At 60.1% G+C, this 17,338-nt stretch carries 17 protein-coding genes and 2 pseudogenes; 13 read left to right on the forward strand and 6 right to left on the reverse strand.

Features of this window, described 5'->3' with window-relative positions:
• Positions 1–209: 209 nt before the first annotated feature.
• The 8 genes and pseudogenes from RHM58_RS32315 (at position 210) to RHM58_RS32350 (ending at position 6,528) form a co-directional block, all read left to right on the forward strand.
• Positions 210–1,411: pseudogene (locus RHM58_RS32315) on the forward strand (PepSY-associated TM helix domain-containing protein).
• A pseudogene (locus RHM58_RS32320) lies at positions 1,408–1,949 on the forward strand (thiamine pyrophosphate-binding protein). Before RHM58_RS32315 ends, RHM58_RS32320 begins: the two co-directional pseudogenes overlap by 4 nt.
• Positions 1,946–2,275, forward strand: a complete 330-nt coding sequence (locus RHM58_RS32325) for a hypothetical protein (protein WP_201205389.1) — start codon at positions 1,946–1,948, stop codon at positions 2,273–2,275. Before RHM58_RS32320 ends, RHM58_RS32325 begins: the two are co-directional and overlap by 4 nt.
• On the forward strand, positions 2,275–2,850 hold the full coding sequence (locus tag RHM58_RS32330) for a DUF6162 family protein (RefSeq protein WP_322269204.1): 576 nt from the start codon (positions 2,275–2,277) through the stop codon (positions 2,848–2,850). The genes RHM58_RS32325 and RHM58_RS32330 overlap by 1 nt, the downstream gene beginning before the upstream one ends.
• A 35-nt stretch (positions 2,851–2,885) precedes the next feature.
• The gene (locus tag RHM58_RS32335) at positions 2,886–3,812 is read left to right on the forward strand and encodes a metal ABC transporter substrate-binding protein (RefSeq protein WP_322269205.1); all 927 of its coding nucleotides are present in this window, start codon (positions 2,886–2,888) and stop codon (positions 3,810–3,812) included.
• 86 nt (positions 3,813–3,898) lie between these two features.
• On the forward strand, positions 3,899–4,657 hold the full coding sequence (locus tag RHM58_RS32340; RefSeq protein WP_201206731.1) for a metal ABC transporter ATP-binding protein: 759 nt from the start codon (positions 3,899–3,901) through the stop codon (positions 4,655–4,657).
• Positions 4,657–5,556: a metal ABC transporter permease gene (locus tag RHM58_RS32345; RefSeq protein ID WP_322269206.1), complete on the forward strand. Its 900-nt coding sequence runs from the start codon at positions 4,657–4,659 to the stop codon at positions 5,554–5,556. The genes RHM58_RS32340 and RHM58_RS32345 overlap by 1 nt, the downstream gene beginning before the upstream one ends.
• On the forward strand, positions 5,557–6,528 hold the full coding sequence (locus RHM58_RS32350) for a metal ABC transporter substrate-binding protein (RefSeq protein ID WP_322269207.1): 972 nt from the start codon (positions 5,557–5,559) through the stop codon (positions 6,526–6,528). It begins immediately after the preceding gene.
• A gap of 187 nt (positions 6,529–6,715) precedes the next feature.
• Here RHM58_RS32350 and RHM58_RS32355 read toward each other — a convergent pair whose 3' ends face one another.
• The 5 genes from RHM58_RS32355 to RHM58_RS32375 form a co-directional block, all read right to left on the reverse strand.
• Positions 6,716–6,943: an MbtH family protein gene (locus tag RHM58_RS32355; RefSeq protein WP_201191179.1), complete on the reverse strand. Its 228-nt coding sequence runs from the start codon at positions 6,941–6,943 to the stop codon at positions 6,716–6,718.
• Between the two features lie 82 nt (positions 6,944–7,025).
• The gene (locus RHM58_RS32360) at positions 7,026–8,438 is read right to left on the reverse strand and encodes an aspartate aminotransferase family protein (RefSeq protein ID WP_322269208.1); all 1,413 of its coding nucleotides are present in this window, start codon (positions 8,436–8,438) and stop codon (positions 7,026–7,028) included.
• Between the two features lie 143 nt (positions 8,439–8,581).
• Positions 8,582–9,067: a GNAT family N-acetyltransferase gene (locus tag RHM58_RS32365; RefSeq protein WP_322269209.1), complete on the reverse strand. Its 486-nt coding sequence runs from the start codon at positions 9,065–9,067 to the stop codon at positions 8,582–8,584.
• Positions 9,068–9,196: 129 nt separating this feature from the next.
• The gene (locus RHM58_RS32370) at positions 9,197–10,522 is read right to left on the reverse strand and encodes an ATP-binding protein (RefSeq protein WP_322269210.1); all 1,326 of its coding nucleotides are present in this window, start codon (positions 10,520–10,522) and stop codon (positions 9,197–9,199) included.
• The gene (locus tag RHM58_RS32375) at positions 10,519–11,199 is read right to left on the reverse strand and encodes a response regulator (protein ID WP_201205408.1); all 681 of its coding nucleotides are present in this window, start codon (positions 11,197–11,199) and stop codon (positions 10,519–10,521) included. The genes RHM58_RS32370 and RHM58_RS32375 overlap by 4 nt, the downstream gene beginning before the upstream one ends.
• 264 nt (positions 11,200–11,463) lie before the next feature.
• Here RHM58_RS32375 and RHM58_RS32380 point away from each other — a divergent pair, with 264 nt between their 5' ends.
• The 5 genes from RHM58_RS32380 to dsbG all read left to right on the forward strand — a co-directional run bounded on the left by RHM58_RS32380 (position 11,464) and on the right by dsbG (position 16,425).
• Entirely contained in the window at positions 11,464–12,159 is a 696-nt protein-coding gene (locus tag RHM58_RS32380; RefSeq protein WP_201255322.1) for a hypothetical protein, read from the forward strand.
• 55 nt (positions 12,160–12,214) lie between these two features.
• Positions 12,215–12,730 carry a hypothetical protein gene (locus RHM58_RS32385; protein WP_322269211.1) on the forward strand — a complete coding sequence of 172 codons (516 nt, stop codon included), beginning with the start codon at positions 12,215–12,217 and terminating at the stop codon, positions 12,728–12,730.
• 316 nt (positions 12,731–13,046) lie between these two features.
• Positions 13,047–14,783 carry a protein-disulfide reductase DsbD gene (gene dsbD, locus RHM58_RS32390; RefSeq protein WP_201255324.1) on the forward strand — a complete coding sequence of 579 codons (1,737 nt, stop codon included), beginning with the start codon at positions 13,047–13,049 and terminating at the stop codon, positions 14,781–14,783.
• Positions 14,783–15,649, forward strand: coding sequence for a TlpA disulfide reductase family protein (locus tag RHM58_RS32395; RefSeq protein ID WP_201205411.1), 867 nt, complete (start codon positions 14,783–14,785; stop codon positions 15,647–15,649). The genes dsbD and RHM58_RS32395 overlap by 1 nt, the downstream gene beginning before the upstream one ends.
• Complete coding sequence (gene dsbG, locus RHM58_RS32400) at positions 15,625–16,425, forward strand: thiol:disulfide interchange protein DsbG (protein ID WP_322269212.1); 801 nt, start codon at positions 15,625–15,627, stop codon at positions 16,423–16,425. The genes RHM58_RS32395 and dsbG overlap by 25 nt, the downstream gene beginning before the upstream one ends.
• Here dsbG and RHM58_RS32405 read toward each other — a convergent pair.
• Positions 16,416–17,234 (reverse strand): alpha/beta fold hydrolase, encoded by an 819-nt coding sequence (locus RHM58_RS32405; RefSeq protein ID WP_322269213.1) that lies wholly within the window; start codon positions 17,232–17,234, stop codon positions 16,416–16,418. The genes dsbG and RHM58_RS32405 overlap by 10 nt on opposite strands.
• Positions 17,235–17,338: the final 104 nt, after the last annotated feature.

Below are 17,338 nucleotides of genomic sequence, written 5' to 3' on the forward strand. Positions count from 1 at the left end.
TTCGCGAGCAAGCCCGCTCCCACCAAAAGCCGACCTTCATGAAAATGCGAAATATTTTCTTTCATCTCTGCCTTCGGGATTTCCCCTGCTCATCCGTCCTATATAGATGCAGTCCGGCCGCGTAGGCAAAAGTCACGGCCGGGCTTTCAGGGGTCACCGCGCTACGAAGCCCGCAGCACGGCCCTCTCATCGATACAAGACCTTTAATCATGTCGAAGAAATCCCGCTCAAAACTCTGGTTTCTGGTCCATAGCTGGCTGGCGTTGCCGATCTGGTTTTTCGTCTTGATCGTCTGCGTGACCGGCACCCTGGCCGTCGTCAGCCAGGAGATCGTCTGGCTCGCCAACCCACAAATGCGCGCCAGCCCGCCTTCTGACGATGCCCGGCGGCTCAGCTATGACCAGATCCTCGCGGCCATGAAAAAAGCCGAACCCCAAACCCTCGTCTCAGCCATCAACCGCCCCGACGAATCGCACTTCGCCCTCGACGTGGACGTCAACTACCCCGACGGGCGCTCGGTGACGGTCTACGTCAATCCTTACACCGGGGTGATCCAGGGCGTCGCGCCAACGTTCAACTTCAAGGCGTTCACCCGCGCCTTGCATGGCTGGTGGCTGGTGCCATTTACCAACGGTTTCAGTTGGGGCTGGTACCTGGTGTCGTTCCTTGGCTTGCCGCTGCTGGTTTCACTGATTACCGGGCTGGTGGTCTACAAAAATTCTGGAAAGGCTTCTTCAAGCCGACCCTGCGTTTTCGTCACGGTGCGCGGATTTTCTGGGGCGACTTTCACCGACTCAGCGGCATCTGGTCGATCTGGTTCATCGCGGTCATTTCCGTCACCGGTACCTGGTTTTTGATTGAAGCCCTACTGTTCGACAACCAGATTTCCATCTCCAGCGAACCGATCATTCCGGCCATGGCCCGTGAAGCCGTGCCGTTGTCGCCGGATGGTTCGCCGGCACCGCAGATCCCGCTGGATCGGGCGATTGAAATCGCCATGCAGAAAATCCCGGGGCTGGAAGCCAGTTTTATCAGCCTGCCGGGCAATGCTTACAGCCACCTGGATATTGGTGGCCGTGGCTGGTATCCGCTGATGTACCAGACGGCGACCATCAACCCGTACAACGGCGAAATCGCTGCTTCGCGACTGCTCTCGAACCGGACCACGCTGGAGTTCGTCACCGAATCCATGCGGCCATTGCACACCGGGGATTTCGGTGGTTTGTGGATCAAGTTGATCTGGTTTTTCTTCGGCCTGGTGCTGAGCATGATGGTCCTCAGCGGCTTGCTGATCTGGACCAAGCGCACCGCCCTGGCCACCGCCAATGCGCTTAAGCGCAGCAGCAAGAAACAGCGCACTGCCACGGCGCAACCGAGCATGAGCCGCGAGACGTCGGAGGCTAGCCTGTGAGCAAAACCGCTGCCGCCCCCCAGCCCTCGCGCCTGAACGTGCTTTGGCACAAATGGCGTTTTCACCTGAACATTCTGTTGCTGCTGATCCCGTTGGGGTTCATGCCCAAATACTTCACCAACGCCGCGTTGATTCGCGGCGACACGGGGCTGGGCGAGCACGAAATCGGCGAGATCCAGGTCGGTCCCTGGAGCCTGCGCCTGGCCGAGTTGCGCGATGAAGCGCCGCGTCGGGATGGCGCGACCGGCCACGTAAAAGCCTTCAACGCAGCCCTGTGCGACGCCTGTATCGAACAGGTCAAAGCCACTTACCTGCGCATCGGCAAACCCCGCAGCCTGCGCGCCGCCGGGGTAATTTTCTTCGGTACACCGTACCGCATGGGTGCTTCGTTACCGGTGCCGAAAAAACCCAGTCCGACGCCGAGCTGTGGATAACCATGGAAGGCTGGGACGGCGCCATGCATCAAGCCGCTATCCCGCTGAGCCAGGCATCCCCGGCCACCATCGCTTGGCTGAACAAACAAGGAGGCAAACCATGAGCAACGCTTTTCGCCCTCTGCGCGCCGCGTTACTGGTGCTCTGCACCGGTTTCAGCGCCAGCGCCATGGCCCACAACCCGATGTGCGAATGCAAAGCCATCGACGCCGAGCAGATCAAATGCACTGGCGGTTTTTCCGATGGCAGCAGCGCGCCGGGGGTGACGCTGGATGTGATCGGCTACGACGAAACCATTCTGTTGCCGGGCAAGCTTGGGGCCGACTCGACCCTGATCTTCAAGAAACCCGCCGCTGAGTTTTATGTGCTGTTCGACGCCGGTCCCGGCCACGTGGTCGAGATCGACCAAGCCGACATCGAGGCGCCCTGATGAGTACGCCCACCACGCAAGTCGTCCGCCCGGCCGGTGCCGGCCATGAAACCCTTTATGTGCTGCTGTTGTGCCTGATGATCCTCGCGGTTGCGGGCTCGGTGGTCGCTTGGCGTCACGAGTCCCAAGTTGTGAGCAACGTCGGCAGCCATCAACTGGATGGCCGCCGCGACTTGAGTGCGTCCGAACAAGGCATCTACGCCGATCTGCGGGTGACCCTGGACGAGATTCAGCTGCTGCGTCAGGAGCAACAGGTACTGCCCACGCCAGAAGCACTGGCCGGTGAAGGCTTTGCACCGTTTGCGCAAGACGCCAGTTCGGTCAGCCGCGGTGGGCATGTCTGGCAGTTGCTTGAGACCAAGGCCTACTTCGGCCAGAGCCAGACGCCGAGCGTGGCCGGTTCGTTTTTGATGCGTTTGATCGCAGCTGATGACGCGCCGTCGGACATCTGGCTCAACCGCGCAAGCGACATCAAAGCCCCGTCCGACCTGACTGACGCCGCGCTCGAAAGTGCCGGCTGGCAGCAGATCGTCGCGCAATTCGATGCCGGCGTAACCCGCCAGCACCGGGACTAACCCCTCGCCTTCACCCGAGAGAAGACCGCTTGCCCATGCCTAGTTCATCTCAACGTTCTTTACTGCGCTTGTTGCTTGTCGGGCTGTTTGCCCTACTGCTGACACCACTGGCCAGCGCCGATCAGGCCAAGCGCCTGCGCATCGGCATCACCCTGCACCCTTATTACAGCTACGTGGCCAATATCGTTGGTGACAAGGCCGACGTGGTGCCGCTGATCCCGGCCGGTTTCAATCCCCACGCCTACGAGCCACGTGCCGAAGACATCAAGCGCATTGGCGGGCTCGACGTGATCGTGCTCAACGGCGTCGGCCACGATGACTTCGCCGACCGCATGATCGCCGCCAGCGAAAAACCGAACATCCCGGTGATCGAGGCCAACGAAAACGTGCCGCTGCTGGCCGCCACCGGGACCGCCGCGCGCGGCGCCGGCAAGGTCGTCAACCCGCACACCTTCCTGTCGATCAGCGCCTCAATTGCCCAGGTCAATAACATCGCCCGGGAACTGGGCAAACTCGACCCGGACAATGCCAAGACCTACACCACAAACGCCCGTGCCTATGGCAAACGCCTGCGGCAGATGCGCGCCGACGCCCTGGCCAAACTGACCCAGGCACCGAACGCCGAACTGCGGGTGGCCACGGTTCACGCCGCCTACGACTACTTGCTGCGCGAATTCGGCCTGGAAGTGACCGCCGTGGTCGAGCCGGCCCACGGCATCGAACCGAGCCCGAGCCAGTTGAAAAAGACCATCGATCAACTGCGCGAGCTGGACGTGAAAGTGATCTTCTCGGAGATGGATTTCCCGTCCACCTACGTCGAGACCATTCAGCGTGAATCCGGGGTCAAGCTGTACCCGCTGTCGCACATTTCCTACGGCGAATACACCGCCGACAAGTACGAAAAAGAAATGACCGGCAACCTCAACACGGTAGTGCGGGCGATTCAGGAGTCCGGTTCATGACGGCTAAAGAAACCATCAGTTCGACCAACCCCGAATCCCCTGTGGGAGCGGGCTTGCTCGCGAAGGCGGTGGGTCAGTCCACATCAATGTTGAATGATGAACCGCTTTCGCGAGCAAGCCCGCTCCCACAGGTTTCGGGGCCGACTCTGGATTTCGCGGAGGTCAGTCTGACGCTGGGGCGCACCACGATCCTCGATCAAGTCACCTTCACCGTTCAGCCCGGCAGCGTGCATGCACTGGTCGGCCCGAACGGCGGTGGCAAAAGTTCGCTGATCAAAACCCTGCTCGGGCAGATGCCGCATCAGGGTCGCTTGAGTCTGCAATGGCCCGGCGATCCCGGCACCATCGGTTACGTCCCGCAAGCGCTGGAGTTCGACCGGGGCTTGCCGATGACCGTCGACGATTTCATGGCCGCGATGTGTCAGCGGCGTCCGGCGTTTCTCGGTTTGAGCAAGCACTACGCAGCGGAGATTGGCGAAGCGCTGGAACGGGTCGGCATGCAGGACAAACGCAAGCGCCGCATGGGCGCGCTGTCCGGTGGTGAACGTCAGCGAGTGTTGCTCGCCCAAGGCCTGATCCCGGCGCCGAACTTGTTGGTGCTCGACGAACCGATGTCAGCGCTGGATGAAGCCGGGATTCAGGTGTTCGAACGACTGCTGGGTGACTGGCGCCAAAGCGGCATCACCGTGCTGTGGATCGAGCATGACCTGGAAGCGGTTGCACGCTTGGCCGATCGGGTTACCGGGCTGAATCGCCGGGTGCTGTTTGACGCGACGCCGAAACAGGCACTGACACCGGAGCGTCTGCTGACCCTGTTCTCGACCCATCCACGGAGCGCTGCCTGATGAGTTATGAAGCCTTTCGTTTGATGGTCCAGGGCTGGGCCTCTTCGGGTTATCTGCCGGAAGCGCTGGCTTATGGATTTGTGGTTAACGCGCTGATCGCCGGCCTGTTGATCGGCCCGGTACTGGGCGGGTTAGGCACGCTGGTAGTGGTTAAGCGCTTTGCGTTTTTCTCCGAAGCGGTGGGCCACGCGGCGCTGACCGGCGTGGCCATCGGGATTCTGCTTGGCGAACCCTACACCGGGCCGTATGGCAGCTTGTTTGGTTACTGTTTGCTGTTCGGCATCCTGCTTAATTACCTGCGAAACCGCACTGGTCTGGCCCCGGATACGCTGATCGGGGTGTTCCTCTCGGTGTCGTTGGCGCTGGGCGCCAGCCTGCTGTTGATTCTGGCGGGCAAGATCAATGTGCATATCCTCGAAAACGTGCTGTTCGGTTCGGTGCTGACGGTCAACGGTAACGACCTGTTGGTGTTGGCGATTGTCGGTTCGCTGGTCATGGCCCTCGCCCTGCCGCTGTACAACCGCATCATGCTCGCCAGCTTCAACCCGCAACTGGCGGCGGTGCGCGGCGTGGCGGTGAAGACCCTGGATTATCTGTTCGTGATTCTGGTGACGCTGATCACCGTCGCCGCGGTGAAAGTCATCGGCGCGATTCTGGTCGGTGCTTTGCTGGTGATTCCGGCGGCGGCCGCGCGGTTGCTCAGTCAGTCGCTGAAGGGGTTCTTCTGGTGCTCGGTGCTGATCGCCACGGTCAGCACGCTGTGCGGCATCCTGGCGCCGATAGTCTTCGACCTGCCGATCCCGTCCGGCGCCGCGATCATTCTGGTCGCCGGTATTGCTTTCGCCCTGTCCGCCATTGCGCGCGGCGGCGTCCCAAGTCTGAAAGGGAATCTCGGATAAATGTCATTTTCTCTGCGTCAATTAACCCTGGTCATAGCCCTATGCGGGCTGACCGCACCGCACGCGTTCGCGGACGACAACTTCGAACCGATGCGCCTGGTGGCCAATCACGGTGTCGGCAATACGCCGCTCTTCGCCTCTTCATCGGCGCACAAAGTCCTGGTCCTCGCGTCGTTGCCGGTGACTTATGGCCTGGGCTCGGTGCTGCTGGAAGGCACCGATGTTGCCATTCAGCGCGCCGCACCGGCCAACCTGCCTGGTTCGCGCCAGACCGCGTATTTCACCGGCCGTGGCGCGCCAGAACTGAGCAAGCTAGCGACCGATGCCGACGCAGTCATTGGCCTGCGCTCACTGTGGCCGGACGATCCGCTGTACCCGAATGCCCGCCGCAGCAATATCCGCATCATTGAAATCGACGCCGCCCGCCCAGTAGACGGCGCCCTGCCCGGTATCGCCGTGCAGCCGGGCAACAAGGTCGACGGCTTGAACAGTCAGCCATGGCTGGCGAGCAACAACATGGGGCGCATGGCGGACGTGATGGCCGCGGACCTGGTGCGCCTGGCGCCTGAGGCCAAGCCGAAGATCGAAGCGAACCTGGCGGCACTCAAGCAACGTCTGCTCAAGCTCAGCGCCGATAGCGAAGCGCGGCTGGCCAGCGCTGACAACCTCACGGTGATGAGCCTGAGCGATCACTTTGGCTACCTGATCGGCGGGCTCAACCTGGAACTGGTCGGCCTTGATACGCGGCCGGATGCCGAGTGGACGCCTGAAGCGCTGAAGCAATTGGGCGCGACACTCAAGGCCTATGATGTGGCGGTGGTGTTGCATCATCGTCAGCCTTCGCAGGCGTTGAAAGCGGTGATTAGCGAGGCAGGGAGTCGGTTGGTGGTGTTGAGTACCGATGCGCAAGATCCGGTGGTCGAATTGGAGGGGAATGTGGATTTGGTGATCAAGGGGTTGAGCGGGGCGTAACGTCAGTTGGACCGCGTTATCGTTCTTCGCGGGCAAGCCTCGCTCCCACATTGGATCTACGGCACGACGAAATTCCAATGTGGGAGCGGGCTTGCTCGCGAAGACGTCCTGACAGGCAACACAAATTCCAGGCCAATAAAAAGCCCGTTGACCTATCGGTTCAACGGGCTTTTTATTACACCGTGACTTACTGAGCCACAGCCGCCTGTTCTTCCATCTTCTGCCGCAAGCTCAGTGGACGCATGTCGGTCCAGGTTTCTTCGATGTAGGCCAGGCATTCCTTTTTCAGGCCGCTCTTGCCCACGGTGCGCCAGCCTTGGGGTACGGCTTTGTAGTCGGGCCAGATCGAGTATTGCTCTTCGTGGTTGACCACGACCTGAAAGAGGATGTCCTCGCGGTCGAATACTGACGTCATGCTATGTCTCCATCGCTATAGGGGTGGGCTGCACTGCGTGTACAGCCGGTATGTAGAAGGAACGTTCGAGTCGCTGAAAAATTTAGAGGCTGGCAATTGCTGCCGCCAACGCCCGGCCAAAAATCTCCGCGACCTGGTCGATTTCCGCAGCAGTGATCACCAGTGGCGGCAGGAAGCGCACCACCGCGCCATACCGGCCGCCCAGTTCGAGGATCAAGCCGCGTTTGAGGCATTCACGCTGAACCAGCGGTGCCAGGCGACCGAACGCCGGTGGATGACCTTGCACGTCCGGTGTGCCCGTCGGGTCGACCAGCTCGACGCCAAGCATCAAGCCGCGACCGCGGATATCGCCCAATTGCGGGAAGTCCCGCTGCAGGATGCGCAGGTGTTCGCTCAAGCGTTCGCCCATGGCCGCAGCGTGCGTACACACGTTGTTTTCGACCAGATAACGCATCACCGCCGAACCCGCGGCCATGGCCATCTGATTGCCACGGAAGGTCCCGGCGTGAGCACCCGGCAACCAGGTGTCGAGCCAGTCGCGATAAACCACCACCGCCAACGGCAGACTGCCGCCGATGGCCTTGGACAGCACCACCACGTCCGGAATGATCCCGGCATGTTCAAAGGCAAACATCTTGCCGGTGCGGGCAAAACCGCTCTGGATTTCATCGACGATCAGCGCCACGCCCGCCTGCTCGGTGATGCGCCGCAAGCCGCGCAGCCAGTCGAGATCCGCCGGGATCACCCCGCCCTCACCCTGCACCACTTCAACGATCACCGCCGCTGGCAATTGCACGCCGGCCTCGGGGTCGTTGAGCAGGTTTTCCAGGTAGTTGAGGTTGACCTGAACCCCTTGCGCACCGCCGAGCCCGAACGGGCAGCGGTAGTCGTAAGGGTACGGCATGAATTGCACGCCATTGCTGAGCAACGCGCCCAAGGGCTTTTTCGGCCCCAGGCTGCCCATCAGGCTCAGCGCGCCCTGACTCATGCCGTGGTAACCGCCCTGAAACGACAACACGGTGCTACGCCCGGTGGCGGTGCGCACCAGTTTCAGCGCCGCTTCCACGGCGTCGGTGCCGGTCGGGCCGCAGAACTGGATTTTTGCTTCAGCGGCCAGGGCCGGCGGTAGCAGGCCGAACAGGTCCTGGACGAATTGATCCTTGACCGGCGTGGTCAGGTCGAGGGTGTGCAGCGGCAACTCATCGGTCAGCACTTGCTGGATCGCTTCGATCACCACCGGATGGTTATGCCCCAGCGCCAGCGTCCCGGCGCCTGCCAGGCAATCGATAAAGCGACGGCCCTCGACGTCATCGACATAAATGCCCTTGGCGCGTTTGAGCGCCAGGGGAATCCGTCGCGGGTAGCTGCGGGCATTCGATTCCTGCTGGCTCTGACGGGCCAGTAATGGCGATTCGTTGAACTGGTAAAGCGTCTCGGCAGGCGTCGGGGCAACCCGGGCCGGCTGATCTTCGATAAGGCTGGTAGCGACTGACATCTCTCGACCCCTCAATACGCTGTAGATAGTGACCAAAACTGCACACCGGGCAGGTGCGCGTTCCGGTCACGGGGCGCACTTGCAGGTTTTCCTGTTCTGGAAACGCATCGGGGGCTTGAGGATTTAGACCTGCGATCAGCTTTCTATGAAGGTGGCGCCAGCGCTTTATGCATCGGGATGGCTTGCAGCCCCGCCACGCTGAAGATTTCGGCGCTGGCGCGATAACCCTGGCGCCGATAAAAGGCTTCGCTGGTGCGAGTGCTGTTGAGTCGCGACTGGCGCAAGCCCTGACCGAGCAACCAGGCTTCCAGGTCGTGAATCAAAGCCTGCCCGGCGCCACGACGAAACCATTCCGGTTGCACGTAGCAGAACGCGACCTGGCCGCTGAGCGCGGCCATGGCGACGCCAATGGGTTTGTCCTGAAGTAAGGCGATATTGAGGTACAACCGTGGGTTGGTGAGCCAGGTGTGGATGTGTTCGGCGGTTTTGTTGTGGGTCCAGGCGGCGACGATTTTTGCGTCGTTGCGGTGGTCGAGCGCGCAACCGACCCGGATCGAGCGTTCGACGATCCGGCTGATAATGCCGGCGTCGGCGGGCGTTGCCTTGCTGATGTGCAGGGGTGCATCCATGGCGCTGTTACCTCAATCCATTGAGTCAAAGCTGCCGGGGACGATAGCGCTAGCGCGGGCAGGAAAGCCAATGGAGAGAAGTTACATTTGATGTTCAACACCGATCCCCGAGGGGATTGGTGGTGTTGGTCAGGCCGGTTGCAACGGCATGGTCAGCTCGACCCGCAACCCGTCCGGGCGACTGTCGAAACGCAAGGTGCAGGCGCAACGCTGAACAATCGCCTGAACAATCGCCAGTCCGAGGCCGCAACCGGTGCTCTGGCCATTGCGCCAGAAGCGCTGGGTCAGGTGCTGAAGATCAGCCTCAGCAATTCCCGGCCCATGGTCGCGCACCACGAACCGCACACGGTTATCGGTGGTTTCAAGGCTCAACTCCACGGCACCGTCGCTCGGCGTATGACGCAAAGCGTTGTCCAGCAAGTTGCGCAACGCAGCAATCGACAGCACCGCGGGCATTTGCACCGGGGCGGCCGAGACTTTCGTCGGCACCTGAAACTTGATGCGTTGGCGATCACCACTGGCGGCATCCTGAATCGCCAGTTTTGCCACTTGCTCGGCGCTGCACTGAACGCCGTCATCGAACGACAGACTGCCCTCGACCCGCGCCAGCAACAGCAATTGTTCAAGGGTGCGGTGCAGACGGTCGGCGCCCTCCTCGGCCCGAGCCAGGGATTGATCCCGGGCTGCGCCGTCGGTCATGCGCGCCACTTGCAGGTGGGTCTTGATCGCGGTGAGCGGGCTGCGCAACTCGTGGGCCGCATCCCCGGTCAGGCGTCGTTCACGCTCGATGGTCCTGCCGATACGCTGGAACAGCTGGTTCTGGGTATCCAGCAACGGTTGCAGCTCACTGGGCAGCGGCTGGATCAGCAACGGTTCAAGGGAATCGGCACTGCGGCGCATCAAAGCATCGCGCATGCGATTGAGCGGCGCCAACCCCTGGCCGATGCCCAGCCAGAGCAGGCACAGACAACCGAGCAACGCCACGCCGACTGGCACCGACGCGGCCAGCAGGATCGACATGTTCAGCGCCTCGCGCTCGATCTGCCGATCCGCCGTGGTGATCCGCAGATCACCGCGCGCCAGGGTAAAACTGCGCCACGGCGCGCCATCAATCATCTGATCGTGGAAGCCCATTTTCTCGGCTTCCAGTTTTTGTTGCGGGTCGGTGTGACTACGGGCGAGGATTTCGCCGCGCAATGAACTGACCTGACAGGCCATGCCACCGGGGACATTCAATTGCTCAGCACTGAAATGAGTGCCTTCGCCCTTGGTCGGCAGCGCCGGCAGTTGCTCCATCAACCCGGCGACCATCCGCGCCGACGCCACCAGCCGCTGGTCGAGGGAAAACATCATCTGGTTTCGCAGGTCGCTGAGCATCCAGGCCGCCGCCAGCGCCCAGATCAGCGCAAACGCGGCGCCGAGGGTCAGGCTCAGGCGCAAACGCAGGCTCATCACTTCGATTGATCTCCGCCATCCGCCGGCCCCAGGCGATAGCCCAGGCCGCGCACCGTCTCGACGATGCCATTGCCGAGTTTACGCCGCAGGTGATGGATATGGACATTGAGGGCATTGCTTTCCAGTTCATCGTTGAAGCCGTAGACGCTGTCCTTCAATTGCTCGGTGGACAGCACTCGGCCACGGTTGTGCAACAGGGCTTGCAACAGCGATTGCTCGCGGCGCGACAGGTCAACCGGCTGGCCGCCGAGCATGGTTTCGCGGCTGCTTGGATCGTATGTCAGCGCGCCGTGTTCGATCAGGTTGACGCTGCGCCCGGCCACCCGCCGCAACAGCGTGTGCAGGCGCGCGGCGAGTTCACGCAGGTCGAAGGGTTTGAGCAGGTAATCGTCAGCGCCGGCTTGCAGGCCGTCGACGCGGTCAGTGACCGAATCCCGGGCAGTGAGGATCAGCACCGGAATCTCCAGGCCGCTATTGCGCAGCTGTTGAAGCAGCTTGAGCCCGTCTTCGTCCGGCAGGCCGAGGTCAAGCACCATGACGTCGAATTCAGCGACCTTGAGCATCGCCCGCGCAGCAGACGCGGTGGCGACGTGCTCCACGGTCAGGCCTTGGGCGGTGAGGCCGGCGACAATGCCGCTGGCGATCAGCTCATCGTCTTCGCATACCAGTACGTGCATGAGTGCTCCATGAGCAAAAGCGTGAGTCAAGCAGGTGAGTATTAAGCACCGATTATGGCAAGCCCGGCGAAAGACGAGAAGATCAACGTCTGCTCGCCCCCTCGGGCGTACCGAAAACAAGCCACATCGCCACGCCCCTCAAACAACTTAAAATTATTAATACTCAAGCCTGCCGTTTAAAACTGAAACACTATACCACTAACACTCTTATAAAAAGCCCCGTATAAAAAACGCATCTTTAAACCCACAAAAAGCACCTTAACCATGAAAACACTTAAAAACTTCGTTGCCGTTGACTGGCGCTCAGGCAAAGATCGTTTCTACTTCTTTTTCAAAGACACTAATACCTATACTCGATTTGACCTTGGGGATAACGAAACCCCCAAGAACTACCCAAGGACCATCAACGGTTACTGGGGCGATATGGATGCCAAACTTAAAAACCTGCGTTTTGGGTTTGCCACTACCGGCATCAGCCCGGCCAACTACCTAGAGCTCGATTCCGACATTTTATGGCTGTTCTATTATGAAGACGGGATTCCCATGGTCTGTAAGTACGACCAGGACACTGACAAGGTCAACAAGGTGTATCGACTGGCCGACTCCATCTGGCATAGATTACTTCCTTACTTTGATCGCATCGTCGCAGGCACGTGGTGGGAACAATCGCCGCACCCTCGGCTTTTTCGTTTCCTTATGAACGATGGAAACTGCCTTACCCTCAACCTTGCCATCGATAAATTGACGCAAGAGACCATCAGTGAAACCTGGTCTGGGCTGGCCCCCTATAAAGATCGAATCATTACAGCGGTGCAGAACGACCGGACGTTGGCCCACAACTATTACTATATATTCCTCACTGATAATGAATACCTACGGTACAGCGTCCCCTCCAGGCAGCTACTTGCCGGTCCGATTGCCATCGATGACGCTTCCTGGCCAGGGTTATTACGCGACTGAAAACACGTCAAAGCGCAACCCAAACACCATCACTTAACATTGAAAGAAATCAAGAATGCCCAAACTAAAAAATGTGGTCGCCGTCGACTGGCGCGCGGAAAAAGATAAAATCTTCTTCTTTTTCAAAGACAGTAATACTTATACAAAATTCGTTATAGACGGTAACGGAGTTCCTGATGGGTACCCCGCACCGATCAGATTCGGTAACTGGCATGATTTTCATATGCACGCAAAAAACTTGCGATTTGGGTTCACCACCACAAACTTTCAACGAGAAGACAGGTTTGGCCTTGATCAGGATTTTCTCTGGCTATTTTATGACGATGGCGGTACGCCAATGGTCTGCACCTATTATCAAGACGAAGACAAAGTAATAGGAAACTCTCGTGTTGCTGATTCGATATGGCACATGATTCTTCCTTATTTTGATCGTATCGTCGCGGGTACCTGGTGGCAGAACTCCACACCTCCACACCTGTCGTTTCGATTCCTCATGAACGACGGTAATTCACTATTCCTTAAATGGTATCCCCCTCGACAAAATCCGATGGCGACTGGGCACATAAAGTGACGCTTCAACCCATCACTAACAAAACATGGCCTGGCCTGGAGCCCTACAAGGACCGGATCATTACGGCCGCACAAAATGATCGAACACTTGCCGATAGTTATTACTATATTTTCCTGACAGGTAACGAGTACATCACCTACAACATCCAGCAAAACAAAGTCGAATATGGCCCGTATAAAGTCAGTGACTCTACCTGGCCCGGACTGTTACGCGACTGAACGCCAACCAGTCCCCATGGCAGCCAAGCGGCGGTTAATCATCGGTTAATCGCCGCCCACCATTGTGCACCTCACTTGCACAGGGATAAGGCCTACCCATGCGTCGACTGTTTTTCCTCTTTGCTCTCTTGATCTCGGGTCTGGCCCAGGCTGGCACCAATCCGTTCGAGACCAAACCCGACTTTCTCCCCGTCGATCAGGCGTTCATCTTTACCTCCGAACGCCTTGAATCCGGTGAAACCCAACTGTTCTGGCAAATCGCCGACGGTTATTACCTGTATCAAAAACGTCTGAAATTCGACGGACTGGAACCGCAGCAGCACCCCGCACTGCCTGAGGGCGAGTCGCATAGCGATGAGTTCTTTGGTGAGCAGCAGGTCTATCGCCAGGGTCTGGAACTGAAGATCCCGGCCGGTGCCACCGGCCAGATCAAGGTTGGTTTCCAGGGCTGTGCCGATGCTGGCCTGTGTTATCCGCCACAGACCCAGGTCGTGAACCTGGGCAACGCTGCCGACGCGCCCGCTATCAATGAAGCCCCGGACCAAGCCCTGGCCAGCAACCTGCAACAGCGGGCGCTGGGCTGGAGTTTGCTGGTGTTCTTCGGCCTGGGTCTGCTGCTGGCCTTCACCCCCTGCACCTTGCCGATGCTACCGATTCTGGGCGGTTTGATCGTTGGCAGCGGCGCAACGCCCAAACGCGGTTTCGCGCTGGCCGGCAGTTATGTGGTCTGCATGGCGCTGGTGTATGCGGCGATGGGCGTTTTGGCGTCTCTGCTGGGGGCCAACCTTCAGGCACTGCTGCAAAATCCCTGGTTGCTGGGCAGTTTCGCTGCGGTATTTGTGTTGTTGGCACTGCCGATGTTCGGCTTCTTTGAGCTGCAACTGCCGGTGGCCGTGCGCGATCGGCTGGAAAACGTCTCGCGCAATCAACGCGGCGGCAGCCTGATCGGGGCCGGTGTGCTGGGGGCCTTGTCCGGTCTGTTGGTCGGTCCGTGCATGACCGCGCCACTGGCCGGTGCCCTGCTCTACATCGCCCAGAGCGGCAACGCATTGCACGGCGGGCTGATTCTGTTCGCCATGGGCATCGGCATCGGTGTGCCGCTGTTGTTGCTGGTGACCGTCGGCAACCGCTTCCTGCCCAAGCCCGGCGCCTGGATGAACCTGCTCAAAGGCGTGTTCGGTTTCCTCTTCCTCGCCACCGCGCTGCTGATGCTGCGCCCGGTGCTGGACGAGTCGCTGTGGGTCGGACTGTGCGGCGCCTTGCTGTTGATCGCCGCCTACAGCGCCTGGAAACAGGCGGAAGGCTTTAGTCGCGTCGCCCATGTGTTCGGCGCCAGTTCGCTGCTGCTGGGTATATGGGGCAGCCTGTTGATGATCGGTGCAGCGGGCGGCAGCGATGATCTGTTCAAGCCGTTGCAGGTTTATGCCGGTTCCAGTTCCAGCAATACCGCCAGCCCGGTCGGCCATGATGCGTTCACCACGATCAAGGACCCTGCGTCACTGCAACGGGAGTTGGATGCCGCGCAGGCGCAGGGCCAATGGGTGTTGCTGGATTATTACGCCGACTGGTGCGTGTCGTGCAAAGTCATGGAAAAACAGGTCTTCGCCAAACCTCAGGTGCTTGAAGCCCTGAGCGATGTACGCTTGCTACGGCTGGACGTCACCGCCGACAATGCCGCCAGCCGCGAACTGCTCGGCCGTTATAAAGTGCCGGGGCCGCCTAGCCTGCTGTGGATTGGTGCCGACGGCGTCGAGCGCCGCAGCCAGCGCATCACCGGCGAGGTCGATGCCGACACCTTCCTGCAACGCTGGACCACCACCCGAGATGCCCGTTAATGCTGACCTTTACCCTCGGCACCTTTGCCATCGCGCTTAATCACCTGCTGCTGATCAGTGCCCTGGCGCTGGCCACCTTTGTCGGCTGGCGAGTGGCCAAGCGCGGCGGCGATAACCCCGAGTCGGTGCTGTTCGGCCTGTTTTTGCTGGGCATGCTGGGGGCGCGGATCAGTTTCGTGGTCGCCTACTGGGCGCAGTACCGCAACGATCCGTGGCAGATCATCGACCTGCGCGATGGCGGCTTTCTCGCTTGGCCGGGCGTGATCGTGCTGGTGCTCGCCGCGTTGTATCGCGGTTGGCGCCGACCGGGTTTGCGCCGGCCACTGGGTTTCGGTGTCGGCAGCGGCCTGCTGTTCTGGTTGCTGGCGACCTTCTCCTTGAGTCTTTACGAACAAGGCACGCGCCTGCCGGAAATCACCTTGCGCAATGCCGCCGGCGAAACCGTGCAACTGGCCGACTATCAGGGTGGCCCGCTGGTCATCAACCTCTGGGCCACTTGGTGTCCGCCGTGCCGCCGGGAAATGCCGGTGCTGGAAAACGCCCAGCAACAGCGCCCGGACCTGACCTTCCTGTTCGTCAACCAGGCCGAAAGCATGCAAAGCGTCAGCACTTTCCTGGAAACCCAGGGCCTGAGCCTGTCCAATGTGCTGTTCGATGGCAGCGGCCGACTGGGTCAGGCCGTCGGCTCCATGGCCTTGCCGACTACGCTGTTTTATAGCCACGACGGTCGCCTGCTGGGCAGCCATCTGGGCGAATTGTCGCAAGCAAGCCTGGCCCGAGCCCTGGAAAACTTCGACACCCCTAATCCTGCCGCACCGGCTACCTCTGCAAGGAAATTACCATGCCTCGCCTCCGCCACCTGCTGACGCTGACCCTGGGCGCTGCCCTGCTACACCTGCCGTCGGTACAGGCTGCTGAAGAACTGCCCGATGCGATCAAAAAGATCGAAGCCAAAGGCGCGAAAATTGTCGGCCAGTTCGATGCACCGGACGGTTTGCGTGGTTACGCGGCGCAATACCAGAACCGCGGCATGGCGCTGTACCTGACCCCGGATGGCAAGCACGTGCTGCTCGGTAACCTGTACGACGCTGACGGCAATGACCTGAGCAGCGCGCCGCTGCAGAAGCTGGTCTACGCGCCGATGGCCAAGGAAGTCTGGGGCAAGATGGAAGCGAGCAACTGGATCGGCGACGGCAACAAGGACGCACCGCGCGTCGTGTACCTGTTCAGCGATCCGAACTGCCCTTACTGCAATATGTTCTGGGAACAGGCGCGGCCGTGGGTCAAGGCTGGCAAGGTGCAATTGCGGCACATCATGGTCGGGATTATCCGCGAAGACAGCCCGGGCAAATCCGCCGCGCTGTTGGCCGCCAAGGACCCAAGCAAAGCCCTGGAGGAACACGAGAAATCCGGCAAGGCCAGTTCGCTCAAGGCCTTGAAAGAGGTGCCACCGGCGATTCAGGCGAAACTCGCGGCGAACATGAAATTGATGGAGGACCTGGAGTTGTCAGCGACCCCGGCGATTTTCTACATGGATGACAAGGGCGAGTTGCAGCAACAACAAGGCGCGCCGTCGCCGGACAAGTTGTTGTCGATTCTCGGGCCGCGTTCGGACGATCTTTTTCTTAAACGCTATACCTGATGTTGCTCAGCCAAAAACTTCAGCAGCGCCGCCGTCACAAACCCCGGATTCTCCAGATTGGAGATATGTCCCGCCTCCGGCACCAACACACACGGGCAACCAATCAGCTCAGCCATCTCTCGGGCCTCGGATGGCGGCCGTGGCTTGTCCTGATCACCACACATCACCAACGTGGTTTCAGCATTCAACTCAGCCAGTCGCGGCAACAGATCATCCCGACCAAACGTAATCCGCCCCATCGGCACGATGCCCTCGCGCAGACGTTCAGCGGGCAACGCCGCCAGCGATGCGCGGAATTGCTGATACAGCGCCGACTGCGGATCAATGCCCGGACGGAAGAAGATCGGCACCACGATGTCCAGTAGTTGCGGCGAGATCACGCCGGTGTCTTCAATCTGTTTGAACAGCGAAAAATAGTATTGGCGAGTCGGCTCGGGTTCGACGCCGACGTAAGTGTCCATCAGCACCAGGCCGTTGAGCCGCTGCGGTGCCGACAGCGCCAAACGCACGCCCCACATGCTACCGACCGACAACCCGACCAGGGTGACGCGATCGATGTCCAGATGATCGAGCAGCGCCAATGCCTGACGTGCAATGTCATCCAGTGACGTTGTGCCTTCGGGCAGCCGTCCGGACTCACCGTGGCCCCAGAGGTCCAGGGCAATCACCCGATACTGCTGCGACAGCGCGGCAATCTGCGGCGCCCACATGGCCTGGTCCCACAGGTAGCTGCCAGCCAGCAGGACTGCCGGGCCAGTGCCTTGATCTGTGTAGTGAAGGGGTTGTCCGTCTATTGTTGCGAAGGGCATCGAATGTCTCCTCTCCAAAAAATGGCATGGGCAGACTGTGCCGCTGGCGATCTACAGTCAACCTTATGGTGCTTTTGCCGGCCCTTTCGCGAGCAAGCCCGCTC

Origin of the sequence: Pseudomonas sp. 10S4, from assembly GCF_034344865.1 — a bacterium.
Lineage (GTDB): Bacteria > Pseudomonadota > Gammaproteobacteria > Pseudomonadales > Pseudomonadaceae > Aquipseudomonas.

Coding starts and splice junctions, on each gene's coding strand:
- RHM58_RS32340 (WP_201206731.1), top strand. CDS start 3,899: ATGTTGAATGATGAACCGCTTTCGCGAGCAAGCCCGCTCCCACAGGTT.
- dsbD (WP_201255324.1), top strand. CDS start 13,047: ATGCGTCGACTGTTTTTCCTCTTTGCTCTCTTGATCTCGGGTCTGGCC.
- RHM58_RS32345 (WP_322269206.1), top strand. CDS start 4,657: ATGAGTTATGAAGCCTTTCGTTTGATGGTCCAGGGCTGGGCCTCTTCG.
- RHM58_RS32375 (WP_201205408.1), bottom strand. CDS start 11,199: ATGCACGTACTGGTATGCGAAGACGATGAGCTGATCGCCAGCGGCATT.
- RHM58_RS32350 (WP_322269207.1), top strand. CDS start 5,557: ATGTCATTTTCTCTGCGTCAATTAACCCTGGTCATAGCCCTATGCGGG.
- RHM58_RS32355 (WP_201191179.1), bottom strand. CDS start 6,943: ATGACGTCAGTATTCGACCGCGAGGACATCCTCTTTCAGGTCGTGGTC.
- dsbG (WP_322269212.1), top strand. CDS start 15,625: ATGCCTCGCCTCCGCCACCTGCTGACGCTGACCCTGGGCGCTGCCCTG.
- RHM58_RS32365 (WP_322269209.1), bottom strand. CDS start 9,067: ATGGATGCACCCCTGCACATCAGCAAGGCAACGCCCGCCGACGCCGGC.
- RHM58_RS32395 (WP_201205411.1), top strand. CDS start 14,783: ATGCTGACCTTTACCCTCGGCACCTTTGCCATCGCGCTTAATCACCTG.
- RHM58_RS32380 (WP_201255322.1), top strand. CDS start 11,464: ATGAAAACACTTAAAAACTTCGTTGCCGTTGACTGGCGCTCAGGCAAA.
- RHM58_RS32385 (WP_322269211.1), top strand. CDS start 12,215: ATGCCCAAACTAAAAAATGTGGTCGCCGTCGACTGGCGCGCGGAAAAA.
- RHM58_RS32325 (WP_201205389.1), top strand. CDS start 1,946: ATGAGCAACGCTTTTCGCCCTCTGCGCGCCGCGTTACTGGTGCTCTGC.
- RHM58_RS32360 (WP_322269208.1), bottom strand. CDS start 8,438: ATGTCAGTCGCTACCAGCCTTATCGAAGATCAGCCGGCCCGGGTTGCC.
- RHM58_RS32335 (WP_322269205.1), top strand. CDS start 2,886: ATGCCTAGTTCATCTCAACGTTCTTTACTGCGCTTGTTGCTTGTCGGG.
- RHM58_RS32330 (WP_322269204.1), top strand. CDS start 2,275: ATGAGTACGCCCACCACGCAAGTCGTCCGCCCGGCCGGTGCCGGCCAT.
- RHM58_RS32405 (WP_322269213.1), bottom strand. CDS start 17,234: ATGCCCTTCGCAACAATAGACGGACAACCCCTTCACTACACAGATCAA.